Below are 13,594 nucleotides of genomic sequence, written 5' to 3' on the forward strand. Positions count from 1 at the left end.
GCTGAAAAAGCTATGGGCTACTAAAACTTTTTTGTGTATGAGGTTAACATTGTATGTCTTTTTCCTCGCTGTTATTCAGGGATTTGCTGTTGATAGCTATTCTCAGGTAACAAAACTAAGCCTTGAGGTTTCTAACTCAACCGTTCGCGAAGTATTAACACAAATTGAAAGCGAAACCGAATTTTATTTTTTGTACAACAGCAAAATTGTTGATGTTGAACGTAAAATAAATGTAAGCCTTCAAAGTAAAAAAATTGAGGAGGTACTTGATGTGATTTTCAATGGAACACCTGTGGAGTATACCATTGTTGATCGGCAGATTGTTTTGTCAAACTCCGAATTGAATTCGGATGGCGAACAAAATAAGCAAATAAAGGGTACTGTGAGAGATGAGAATGGTGAACCCTTGCCGGGTGTTACAATTGTTTTTCAAGGTACAACCCAGGGAACAATTTCTGATATTGATGGCAATTATTCGATGATAATGCCTGATGATGCAGAGGTACTTGTTTTCTCATTTATTGGAATGATGACTCAGGAAGTCAGTATTGATGGTAAGGAGGAATTTAATGTAACGATGATACAGGATTATATCGGTATTGAAGAGGTAGTAGCCATTGGATACGGTACTACCAAGAAAGAAGATCTGGTATCATCTGTAGCACAGGTAAAAGCCGAAATTATTGAAAATCAGCCAACAGTTCGTGTCGATCAGGCTCTGCAGGGGCGTGCTGCAGGTGTTGAGGTTACCTCTACCAGTGGTGTTCCGGGAGGTAATGCAGTCATTCGTATTAGGGGAACCAGTTCGATTAACGGTAATAACAACCCGTTATATGTAATTGACGGATTTATTGCCGGAACAGATTTTAACCTAAACAACCTTAACGTTAACGACATTGAATCGATTGAAGTGCTGAAAGATGCAACTGCACTTGCTATTTATGGTACAAGGGGAGCTTCCGGAGTAATTTTAATTACCTCGAAAAATGGTAAAAACCTTGCAAAGGGTAAAACTCAGGTTAGTGTGAACCAATACCTGAGTTATCAGCAAACAGCAAACCGAATTGAGCTGGCCGACTCAAAACTGTATGCTGAATATCGTAATGAAGAAGCACAGTTTGTCCCCGGACCCGATGGTTATGGATATACTGATTCATCCTTGCCACTGATCTTCGATGATCCGGCATCGGCACCGTATACCGACTGGATTGACCTGGTATCTCAAAACGGATTAATTAATAATACCGACGTATCAATTACCGGTAATGCCGATAAGGCCAATTATTATATTTCTTTTAATCATTTTGATCAGGAAGGAGTTGTAAGAGCTTCAGGTATTGAGCGTTTTTCATTACGTACCAACCTGGATTTTAATTTGTCTGATAAATTTACAACGGGTGTTCGTTTAAACATTTCGAAGTTTAAAAAGGAGAACAATAAAGTTGCATATAGTCAGATTGTTACGGCAGTACTTCCTATTCGTGAGGTATATACGGAAGACGGAAGTTTTACTTCAACCAATCCTGTTAGTGGGTCATTACAGCGTAACCCTGAAGCGGATATTCAAATGCTTGTTAATCACGATTTGGTAACAAATATTATATCAAACGCATACCTGGAATTTAAGCCGCTTAAGGACCTGGTATTTCGTAGCTCTGTTGGTGTTGAATTAAATTACTTTAAAGGTAATGTATACAATCCCGGAGCACTGCCCGAGCGTTCAGCCCAGGGAGTTGGCGGATATGCCAGTATCGATACCAACCAGAAACAAAGTATTTTGAATGAAAATACGGTAACCTACAATTTAGATTTGGGAGATCACAATATTAAAGTTCTGGGTGGTTTTACCATGCAAAAAATTTCAAACGAATCAGTTAGTACTGCAGCCGAGGGATTCCCAAATGATGTTCTGGAGTTTAACAATCTTAGCTTTGGTTCAGATCCGCTGTTAAACCAGGTAGGATCGGGTTACAACCAACGTACTTTTGTTTCAATGCTTAGTCGTATTAACTATGGTTATAAAGGAAAATACCTGTTAACCTTGGTGGGACGACGTGATGGTTCTTCTGTTTTTGAAAACGGGAATAAATATGCCTTCTTTCCGTCAGTTGGTGTTGCGTGGAACGTTTATAAAGAGCAGTTTATGGAGGATTTTGGATCCATTTCCATGTTGAAACTAAGAGGAAGTTATGGTATTGTTGGAGAACAAGGGGTTAATCCATATAATTCCTTGGCTAAATTCAACAGTTCGGCAACCTATTTTAACGAAACATTAGTACCTGCAGTGCTTATTGGTGGTTTGCCTAGTAAAGATCTAACCTGGGAAACAACAAAACAATGGGATTTTGGTGTTGAAATGGGATTTTTGAATAACCGCTTTGGCTTCGAAGTCGACCTGTATAAAAAAACAACCGAAGATCTGCTGCTGGCGCGTGATTTACCCGGAACAGCCGGTGGGTCGCAGTTGCAAAATGTTGGATCGATCGAAAATAAGGGACTGGAGTTTAGTGTTCATTCAGTAAACATTTCGAAATCTGATTTTAGTTGGGAAACAACTTTTACACTTTCTGCTAACCGAAATAAGGTTCTCGACCTTGGCGGAGACGATTATATAAACTTAAACCAGCCGAGTAACCAGGGAGGGGCAGGATTGCGCTTGATTCCAGGCGAACCGGCACCTGTGTTTGTTGGTGCAACTTACCTGGGAACCTATAAAACAGAACAGGAAATTATTGACGATGGCCGCGTTGGAGTATCTTTTCTCGGAGGTCCGCGTTATGTTGATATAGATGGAAACTCGGTGATTAACGATGAAGATAAATTGCCGATCGGTAGTCCGCAGCCTGATTTTTACGGCGGATTACGAAATACACTCAACTATAAAGGATTTACTTTCGACTGTTTCTTTCAGTATTCATACGGGAATGAAATGTACAACTTGCTAACACATGTTGGATGGTTTGGTCGTGGCGATCAGGTATTGGTTCCCGATGTTGCAAATCGTTGGGTTGAAGGTTTGAATGAAACATCTGATGTTCCCCGGGCCGGTACTTCAACAAGTTTGTTTAATCCTAACAGTACCGCATTAATTGAAGATGCCTCGTTCATTCGTTTGAAATCAATGTCGCTGGGCTATAATCTTCCGGTTAAAAAGCTTGGAATCGATAATTTGTTTAGCCGTTTTAATGTTTATGTTGCAGGTAATAACCTGTTGTTGATCACTAACTGGACGCTTGGCGATCCGGAAGTTAGTAACTATGGCAGCAATAACCTCTCTCAGGGTGTAGCAACGGGCCAGTATCCTTATGCGAGAACTTATACAGTAGGTGTAAAAATCGATTTTTAACCGTAAAAACTTAAACAAATGAAGAATATATCTAAAATATTATTAAGTGTCTTTCTGGTGGGCTTGCTGCTATTCAGCAGTTGCGACAGTTTCCTGGAAGAAGAATTCCGTAGCGGAATTACTACTGATAACTTTTTTAACAACGATGCCGAAGCTCAGTTGGCTGTTAACGGTTTGTATCGTTTACTGCATAATAATAATCTTTATCGTCAACGCGGACTCGATAATTTTTATACACATGGAGCTGATGTGGTAGCTGCTAGCCGAAATGTGAATGGAGAAGTACATAATTATTTGTTCGCAGAAGGCGTTGCTGACGGATACGGTACCTGGAATACATTATATGAATTAGCACGTAACTCATCGCTGTTTCTTGAAAATGTCGATGGGAATGAAAATTTGTCGGAATCGGCACGTAATCAGGCGGTTGGCGAAATCCTTTTTATGCGGGCTTTGTGTTATTACCATTTAACAAATATTTGGGGCGATGTTCCGTATTTCAGAGAGCTGCCAAGTAATGAAGAGCTTTCAACCATTACCCGTAGTCCAAAAGGCCAGATCAGGGCCGATATGAAAGAAGATCTCGCAAGAGCAATCACCCTTCTACCTGGTTCGTATGCTGGATCTGACCTTGGGCGTGCTACAAAATGGGCGGCCACCATGTTAAAAGCCAAATACCATTTATTCGACCAGGAATGGCAGAATTGTTTAACCGAATGTAAATCAATAATAGATAATTCGCCACACCGCTTACTGGATAACTTCGCCGATGTGTTTGATCAGACCGATCCCGCAGATCAGTATAATGATGAATATATTTTTGTTGTTGATTTTACGGCAGATCCTGCATTTGGTGAAGGAAATACTACACGTACGGATGATTATAATCCCAGAATCCGTGACGAACCCGCTAACCGGGGTGCAAATGCTGTTGATGAAAATGGTAATCCGGTTTTAAAACCGAATGGTACGCAGATGAAAAACTGGGAATATTTTCAAAGTTTGCTGCAAGCCCAAAACGAAGATATGACAGGTTACGGGTGGTCGGTTCCTTTACCCGAACTGGCAAGACGCGAAAACTGGCAGGACGGTGATTTACGCTATGATGCGACTATTGTAACTGAATACATTGGATGGAAATTGAAATTCCCATACTTCAGAAAAAACTGGAATCTCGATCAGGAAAACTCCCTTCGGGGCAACCATCCCGAAAACTACATCGTATTTCGTATGGCTGATGCTTATTTGATGGCAGCCGAGGCAGAGAATGAGCTAAATGGCCCGGACAATGCCTATCAATATGTGAATAAAGTGCGGGAGCGGGCATTTGATCCCGATCAGCCCTGGAGCGGAATGTCTCAGGAGGAGTTTCGTTTGGCGATGTATGACGAAAGAAAATTTGAATTGTGTGCTGAAGGGCACCGTCGTATGGATCTTATTCGCTGGGGTATTTTACTTGATGTTGTAAAATCGGTTGAACACCGCAGCTGGAACAATCCGGCTAATAATATTCAACCAAAGCATGTATTGTATCCAATACCTTTGCTTGAAATCCAATTAAATCCCGTATTGTTGGAAACTGATCCAACAAACAATGGATACCGATAGTTAGGTTTAGTTAGTTTTTAACAGGCCCTTAATCAGGGCCTGTTTTTCTTACTTACTGATAAGTTGATAATAATAAAATGAAGAAGAAAATGGTTCAAAAATTACTAATCGTATTTAGCTTTATTCTTGGTTTTTCATGTCTGAACAGCGAAGTAGCCTCAGCCCAAAACAATACACCTGTAAACGTGATCTATATTATGGCCGACGATCTTGGTATTGGGGATGTTGGTGTATATGGGCAGGATGTGATAAAAACACCGGCAATTGATGCACTTGCCAAAAACGGTATGGTGTTTACGCAACACTATTCAGGTAGTACAGTTTGTGCTCCGTCACGGTGTACCATCATGACCGGAAAACATACGGGGCATTCCTTTGTTCGCGGCAACAAAGGTGTAACAGCAAGTGATGGTGTAAAATATGATTATCCCTTGGCCGGCAATGAAATTACTGTTGCTGAACTGATGAAACAAAAAAACTACCAAACAGCCTGCGTAGGCAAGTGGGGGCTTGGTGGTCCGGAATCAGAAGGACACCCTAACAAACAGGGATTTGATTACTTTTTTGGTTACCTGGGACAAGGTAATGCTCACCGGTATTATCCCGAGTTTCTGTATGAAAATGAAGAAAAAATCAAGTTGAAGAAAGAAGTGTACAGTCACTCTTTAATTATGGATAAAGCACTTGAGTTTATCGACAGAAGTGCTGATAAACCCTTTTTTCTTTACCTGACACCAACAATTCCGCATGCCGATATTGATATACCTGAAGAATTAATTGGAGAGTACGATGGTAAATTTCACGAAATTCCACATCCCGATGGACAGCATTATATTGCACAGCAAAAACCAAAGGCCGTTTATGCCGCAATGGTTAGTCTGCTGGATAAAGATGTACAACGAATAATGGATTTACTGGATGAAATGGGTATTTTGGAGAATACATTGGTGATATTTACATCCGATAATGGTAACCACAAAGAAGGCGGACATTTGCCCAACCATTTCGATAGCAATGGTCCGTTCCGTGGGTGGAAACGTGATTTGTACGACGGAGGAATCCGTGCTCCGTTTATTGTACACTGGCCGGCTAAAGTAAAAGCGGGCTCTGTTTCTTATCATGTCTCTGCTTTCTGGGATTTTTTGCCAACCATGTGCGATTTAATCGATGTTAAGGTGCCGGAGGCAGTTGATGGTATTTCATTTCTTCCTGCTATTACAGGCGAAACAAAACAAAAAAAGCATGATTACCTGTATTGGGAATTTCATGAGCAGGGCGGCAAACAAGCGGTACTAAAGGACAACTGGAAATTAATCCGATTAAATGTAAATAAACCTGAACAGGAATCTTATGAATTGTACAACTTAACACACGATCCGGGAGAGTGTTTTAATGTATTGGATCAGTATCCCGATAAGGTTTCTGATTTAAAAGAAACGCTTTTTAATAGTCACGAAACCAGTGAAATATATAAATTTAAGACCGAAAAATAAATTTGATCTGTTCAATTAAACCTTAACTTATGAAATATGCTGTTTTAAACCTGCTGCTTTTGTGCTTTTTATTTGATATTCAGGCTATTCCTGCTCAGGTAAATAAAGAAAGGGATGAAATGCAGGAGGTGGAGATTTCTACTGAAAAAACCAAACAAACGATTGAAGGCTGGGGGAGTTCATTGTGTTGGTGGGCAGGACAGGTTGGAAGCTGGAACGAACCCCTGGTGGATAGCATGATTGACTTGTTTACCTCCCCCGAAGGTTTAAATATGAACATTTTCAGGTACAATATAGGTGGAGGAGACGATCCGTCGCACGCAGGCGGGCACATGGTAAAAGGAAAAGGGAAACGGGCCGAAATGGAAGGTTTTAAAGCTTCGGCCCAATCGCCTTACAATTGGGAGGCGGATGAAGCTCAACGAAATATCATGTTAAAGATTAAGGCTAAACGTCATGATGCAGTTTTTGAGGCTTTTTCAAATTCACCGCCGTACTGGATGACCTACAGCGGTTGTTCGGCAGGAAATGTAAATGCTGCCGACGATAACCTTCGCCCAGAGTTTTATGAAATGTTTTGCGATTACCTGCTTGATGTGTGCATACATTACAAAGAAAAATACGGTATTGAGTTTAAAACACTGGAGCCTTTTAACGAATCAACATCAGCGTACTGGAACTATCTGGGAAGCCAGGAAGGCTGCCATTTCGAACCTGAAACACAGATGGAGATCATCAGGATATTGTATCCGAAATTGCAAAAGTCGGGTTTGGAAACTGCCATTTCAGCTTCCGATGAAACCAATGTGAAATCGTTTAACAGGGTAGTTAAAAGTTATATGGAAGCCGGTGATATTCTGGATAAAATAAAGCAGTTAAACACGCACACTTATGGCGGAACAAACAAGGAAAGGGAAATAGCGAGAGAACTGGTTAAAGCTTCGGGAAAAGAATTTTGGCAATCGGAAACTGGGCCAATGGGATTACCCCGACCGGCAAGGGGGCTTGAAAATAATTTGCTGCTTGCCCAAAAAATGTTTGATGATTTGCGAATTATGGAACCTCAGGCCTGGCTCGACTGGCAGTTGATGGAGGAGAATAACGATGTGTGGGGATTGGTAAAATGCAACTTTGAAACAGAAGAATACGAGCTTCTGAAAAATTTGTATGTACGTATGCAGATTACCCGGTTTTTCAAACAGGGATACCAAATTTTGGAAACCGACAACAATGCGATATTGGCAGCACAAAGTCCGGATAAAAAGGAAATTGTAGTGGCCGTTTTAAATACAACGGATAGCGCGAAACCTGTGAACATGAAATTTACAGGGAATCAGAAAATCAAACGAATTTCAGAAGTATTCAGAACAAGCGAAACCGAGAACTGCCAAAAAGTTGCTCCCGTAAAAGCAAAGGACGTACTAAGCTATTCTGCTCCAAAATTCTCATTAACTACATTTCTAATTCAAGCAGATTATTAGCTCTTATGAAATACTATAATCTGATAATTTTACTGGTTCTGCTGCTGAATATTAGTTGTGTTCCGGTACAAAATGATACAGCAAAACCGAATATCCTTTTGATTAATATCGACGACATGGGATGGCGCGATGTTGGTTTTATGGGATCGGAATACTACGAAACGCCCAACATTGATGCGCTTGCAGCTAACGGAATGATTTTTACCCAGGCCTACGCCGGTGCCGCTAATTGCGCACCAAGCCGCGCTTGTTTAATGAGCGGGCAGTGGACACCACGTCATGAAATTTATACGGTAAGCAATTCAGACCGGGGAAAAAGTAAAGACCGCAAACTAATTCCTGTTACCAATAACGAGTACATGCCCGATGATAATTTGCTTATTCCGGAAATTCTGAAACAGCATGGATACACCACTTGCCATGCCGGGAAATGGCACCTTTCAGATGATCCATCATTACGTGGTTTTGATGTAAATATAGGCGGAAGCCATGCCGGGAACCCGGGAAGCTATTATCCTCCTTACAAAAGTGTTCCGTCGCTTACACCTCCTTCTGATGATTATTATTTAACCAATCTGGTAGTCGACAAAACTCTCGATTTTCTATCGTCGGTGCAGGACGGCCCGTTCTTTTTGTACTACTCTCCGTATGCTGTTCATACGCCAATTCAGCCCGTAAAAGAACTTATGGAAAAGTACGAAAACAAAAAAGAGTGGAACGGCCAGAATAATGCTAAATATGCTACGATGGTGGAGAATGTTGATGCACAAATCGGTAGGATAATTTCACTATTGAAAGAGCAGGGAAAGTTAGAAAATACCTTTGTTTTATTTACCTCCGACAATGGCGGGCATTACGGAATTACCAAACAATGGCCCTTACGTTCGGGCAAGGGAGCGTATTACGAAGGGGGAATTCGCGAACCGATGTTTGCTTTTTGGGAAGGAAAAATTCCAAAAGGAGAAAAATCCGGTATTCCGGTTACCAATCTCGATTTTTATCCGACAATACTTGAAGTGGCGGGCATTCAAAAACCAGAAGATAAAGTGCTCGACGGAAAATCGCTTTTGCCGGTTCTAACCGATAATCAAACACTTGAGGAGCGTCCGTTATTCTGGCATTTTCCCATATACCTGCAAGCCTATGTTAAGAACGATACTACCACCCAGGATCCGCTGTTTCGAACCCGTCCGGGCTCAGCAGTGAGGCTTGGCGACTGGAAGCTGATCCAATATTTCGAAAATAACGATATTGAATTATATAACCTTAAGGATGATATTAGTGAAAAAAATAACCTGGCAGAATCGAAACCCGATAAGGCTAAAGAGTTGCTGGAAATTCTCGAAAACTGGAGAATTGAAACCAATGCTCCTGTTCCTAAAACACTAAATCCTGAATATCAAAACAAACCATAAACTATGAAAACCTATTTCTGTTCATTAATCCTGATCTTATTTGTATTGTCGGCCAGTGCACAACAAAAACCGAATATTCTTTGGATAACCATTGAAGACTCGTCGCCTCAGTTTTTTGGCTGTTACGGAAATCAGGATGCCCATACACCGGCAATTGATAAGCTCGCCAGTGAAGGAGTTCGATTTACCAATGCCTTTTCAACCGGAACGGTCTGTTCTCCGAGCCGGAGTACAATAATAACCGGAGTGCGAACTTTTAAAGCCGGCACCGGAAATCACCGCAGCAATTATCCTGTTCCCGAATCAATAAAAGGTTTTCCGTATTACATGCAACAGCAGGACTACTATGTGTCCAACAATTCGAAAACCGACTATAATGTTGCAAATGCAAAGGATTTTATTCGCGAAGCCTGGAACGAAAGCTCGGGAAAAGCAGGGTGGTGGAACCGAAAACCGGGGCAGCCATTTTTCGCTATTTTTAATTTTAACGAATCACACCAGTCAAGAACAATGACCATGCCTTATGAATGGTATACCGAAAATGTTTGGAATCAGCTGGATGAGGATGAACGTATTGCCGAAGATGGTTTTGAGATGCCGCCTATTTACTACGAAAGTTCTGAAATGCGTAAACATCTTGCACGTGTTTACAATTCAATTTCGCTTACCGACAAGCGAATCGGAGAATTGCTTGATCGGCTTGAAGCGGATAATCTACGCGACAGCACCATTATATTCTTTTATGCCGATCATGGTGAAGGTGAACCACGTGGAAAAACCAATGGTATAAACTACGGTTACCGCGTGCCTTTTGTGGTGTGGTTTCCTGAAATGTATAAAGATCTGTCGCCCTGGGGAACAGCTGGCGTTGTAACTGATGAGCTGATAAGTTTTGAAGATCTGGCCCCGACGCTGATAAGCATGGCTGGCGGAGAAATTCCGGAACATTTGGAAGGCCGTATCCTGATGGGAAAAGATCGGTCTGAAACCACTGATCATTTGCTGTTATCTGCCGATCGGTCCGACAATGGAATTGATATGGTACGCACAATAACGGATGGCCGGTACATTTATTCACGCAATTACCTGCCCTTTATCCCGCAGGGGCGTTACATCCGATACATGTATATTGGAGAGATCGTTCAGCAAATGCGAAGCGATTACCGCGAAGGATTGCTCGATTCGCTTCAGCAAAGTTATTTTGAACCCCGACCGGATGAATATTTATTCGATATTGAAAATGATCTTTGGGAAACAAAAAACCTGGTTTCAGATCCGGAATACAAAACCGTACTCGAAAGGATGCGAAAGCAACTGGACGAAAACTTGCTGAATGCCCGGGATGTGATGTTTTTACCTGAATACGAAATTGGGCTAATTTCAAAAACCACTACACCATATGAGTACCGGTTGAACAAGAAAGAATATCCCTTTGAGGAGATTTATTCCGCTGCTTCATTGTCGGGGAAAAGAGGGCAACGTTTTGCGGAAAAACAGGTTAAACTTCTGAACGGTGAAAACCGGATTGTACGGTATTGGGCAATTATGGGATTACGCAGCCAGTCAGCCGAAACACTGGAATCTTATCGCCAAAACATCGAAACAGCAATGAATGATGACTATGCTTTGGTTCGGATCGGGGCAGCTGCAATTGCGTACCAACTGTGGAACAACGGACAGGCAAAGGAAATTCTTGCTGAAAGTTGCCGGTCAGAGAATATGGATATCGCTCTCTTAACCATCAATTTCCTGATGTACATTGAAAATAAAGAGCCATTTATTCGAACCATTACCGCGGTTCACGATCTGCCCAACAGAGGATATGATGTGAAAGCAGCATGTATGGATTTTTTGGGAAGTTTGAATTTGGTGCCTAATACTTATGAATACCGGGAATAAGTATCTTTGAAAGAACTATTCCAAGTGAAGAAAAAGAAGCGTAACTGAAACGAATTAATTAAAACTAAACGGATGAAACAAACTATTCTTTTGCTGGTGATTTCGCTTATTGCAATCCTGAGTGGATGTCAGGAAAATCCCAAAAAAGCGAAGAAACGAGCTCCCAACATTCTTTTCGCCATTGCTGATGATGCCTCGTGGAAACATTTTGGAGCTTATGGTTGCGATTGGGTAAACACTCCGGCTTTTGACCGGGTGGCGGATAACGGTATTTTATTTACCCGTGCCTATACGCCTAATGCAAAATGCGCCCCTTCACGGTCGTGCATATTAACCGGCCGTAACAGCTGGCAACTGGAAGAAGCTTGTAATCATTCGCCAAATTTTCCGGCAAAATTCAGAACTTACCCCGAGGCGCTCAGCGCAAACGGATACTTTGTTGGGAGTGTTGGAAAAGGCTGGGCTCCGGGCAATCCGGGAGAAATTGACGGGAAAAGAAGAGCGCTAACCGGAACCAATTTTTCTGAGCTTAAAACAACACCGCTTACCACCGGAATTTCAACAAACGACTATGCGGCAAATTTTGAGGCATTTCTAACAGCACGCCCTGCCGATAAACCATTTTGTTTCTGGTTTGGTTGTTACGAACCACACCGCGGATACGAGTTCAAATCGGGAATAAATAAGGGAAACAAAAAGATGGATGAGATTGATGAAGTTCCGCCCTTTTGGCCCGATGTGGATACCGTGCGGGCTGATATGTTGGATTACGCTTTTGAAATTGAATATTTTGATGCGCATTTAAACCGAATGTTGCAGAAGTTGGACGAAATAGGAGAATTAAACAATACCATCGTTATTGTTACAGCCGATAACGGAATGCCATTCCCCCGGATTAAGGGACAGGAATACGAGTATTCCAATCATTTGCCACTGGCAATTAGCTGGCCCAACGGGATAAAAAACCCGGGACGGGTTGTTGATGATTTTGTGAATTTTATTGATTTTGTGCCTACTTACCTTGAATTAACCGGTTTGTCGGTCGAAGCGGTTGGAATACAGCCAACTACAGGGACCAGCCTTACCGATATTTTTTATTCTGAAAAGGCGGGAATCATTAATCCTGATCGTGATTTTGTGCTGATAGGGAAGGAACGCCATGATGTTGGCCGCCCGAATGATGAAGGTTATCCTATACGTGGAATAATCCGTGATAATTATTTGTATCTCCTGAATTTTAAACCACAGCGGTGGCCTGCAGGCAATCCTGAAACCGGATACCTGAATTGCGATGGTAGCCCGACAAAAACATACATTCTTGATACAAGAAGAAAGAAAGGAGAAGCGGAGTACTGGCAACTTAACTTTGGTAAACGCGTCTCAGAAGAGCTATATAATATTGAAGAAGATCCGTTCTGTATGAACAACCTTGCAGCCAGCGAAGAATATACCGAACTCAGAAATACGATGGGTAAGGAGATGACAGCGAAATTGCAAAAACAAGGTGATCCCCGGATTTTCGGAAATGGCGATGTGTTTGATAATTACGAATATTCCGGTGTGGTAAAAGATTATTACAACCGCTATATGCAGGGAGAAGAAGTTCCTGCCAATTGGGTGAATAAGAGTGATTACGATGCTGATTTAAAGGAATATCCTTAATGTATATCCGGGGTAATAGTTCAGACGACTAGAAAAGTACAGATGGTAAATTGAGGGAATATCTTAGTTAGCAAATTGGATCCTTCCTTTAATGAATATTATTAAGATTTAAAATTTATTGTTACTTATCTTTCTGTTTGTAAGTGTAATAATAGTTGCACTTAACAAAAAGCCCAATTTTATTATTATCCTGACCGATGATTTGGGATACACCGATTTAAGGATGAATGGAAGCCCGAAAATTCATACAACTCACAGCGGTAAGCTCGCGGAAAATGGAGGTAATTTTACCAACGGATATGTGACAGGATCCGTTTGCAGTCCATCCAGTAAAAGGCGATTTATATTTTCCTTATCCACTTAAAATCAGGTTTATATAGCGGTCTGGGTTTTTTGTTCTCGGAAAAGTAGCTCTTTTAGTTCAACAATATTATTTCTTGATTCAAATATACAAAATGGACTAATATCTTAATTTAAGTTATCCGACCTGGGGCTGTCGCATTAATCCCGCACGATTTTCATAATTGTATTTTATTCTGAATTATGAAGCCAAAGAATAAAATGTTTTAAACACTGTGGATTTTGAATTAATAATGTGATTCTTTCTAATGATATTTATTATTTCAATTTTTGTAAAAGTTCGCAGGGCAGAATCAAACTAATTAAATCCTATAGTAATTGTGATTCTTC

General features: G+C 41.2%; 8 protein-coding genes. All 8 read left to right on the plus strand.

The window, feature by feature from the left end; genetic code table 11:
• Window positions 1–37: 37 nt before the first annotated feature.
• The 8 genes from G4420_RS14830 to G4420_RS23590 all read left to right on the plus strand — a co-directional run bounded on the left by G4420_RS14830 (window position 38) and on the right by G4420_RS23590 (window position 13,268).
• Window positions 38–3,346, plus strand: a complete 3,309-nt coding sequence (locus tag G4420_RS14830; RefSeq protein WP_163324711.1) for a TonB-dependent receptor — start codon at window positions 38–40, stop codon at window positions 3,344–3,346.
• A gap of 18 nt (window positions 3,347–3,364) precedes the next feature.
• Window positions 3,365–4,954, plus strand: a complete 1,590-nt coding sequence (locus G4420_RS14835) for a RagB/SusD family nutrient uptake outer membrane protein (protein ID WP_163324712.1) — start codon at window positions 3,365–3,367, stop codon at window positions 4,952–4,954.
• A gap of 77 nt (window positions 4,955–5,031) precedes the next feature.
• Window positions 5,032–6,447: an arylsulfatase gene (locus tag G4420_RS14840; protein ID WP_163324713.1), complete on the plus strand. Its 1,416-nt coding sequence runs from the start codon at window positions 5,032–5,034 to the stop codon at window positions 6,445–6,447.
• A gap of 29 nt (window positions 6,448–6,476) precedes the next feature.
• On the plus strand, window positions 6,477–7,928 hold the full coding sequence (locus tag G4420_RS14845; protein WP_204273704.1) for a glycoside hydrolase family 30 protein: 1,452 nt from the start codon (window positions 6,477–6,479) through the stop codon (window positions 7,926–7,928).
• 5 nt (window positions 7,929–7,933) lie between these two features.
• Window positions 7,934–9,343, plus strand: a complete 1,410-nt coding sequence (locus tag G4420_RS14850) for a sulfatase (RefSeq protein ID WP_163324714.1) — start codon at window positions 7,934–7,936, stop codon at window positions 9,341–9,343.
• Window positions 9,344–9,346: 3 nt separating this feature from the next.
• The gene (locus tag G4420_RS14855) at window positions 9,347–11,242 is read left to right on the plus strand and encodes a sulfatase family protein (protein ID WP_163324715.1); all 1,896 of its coding nucleotides are present in this window, start codon (window positions 9,347–9,349) and stop codon (window positions 11,240–11,242) included.
• A 72-nt stretch (window positions 11,243–11,314) separates the two neighbouring features.
• Window positions 11,315–12,904, plus strand: a complete 1,590-nt coding sequence (locus G4420_RS14860) for a sulfatase family protein (RefSeq protein ID WP_163324716.1) — start codon at window positions 11,315–11,317, stop codon at window positions 12,902–12,904.
• A 118-nt stretch (window positions 12,905–13,022) separates the two neighbouring features.
• Window positions 13,023–13,268, plus strand: a complete 246-nt coding sequence (locus G4420_RS23590; RefSeq protein ID WP_163324717.1) for a sulfatase-like hydrolase/transferase — start codon at window positions 13,023–13,025, stop codon at window positions 13,266–13,268.
• Window positions 13,269–13,594 lie beyond the last annotated feature (326 nt).

This window comes from Draconibacterium mangrovi, from assembly GCF_010586825.1.
Taxonomy (GTDB): Bacteria; Bacteroidota; Bacteroidia; order Bacteroidales; family Prolixibacteraceae; genus Draconibacterium; species Draconibacterium mangrovi.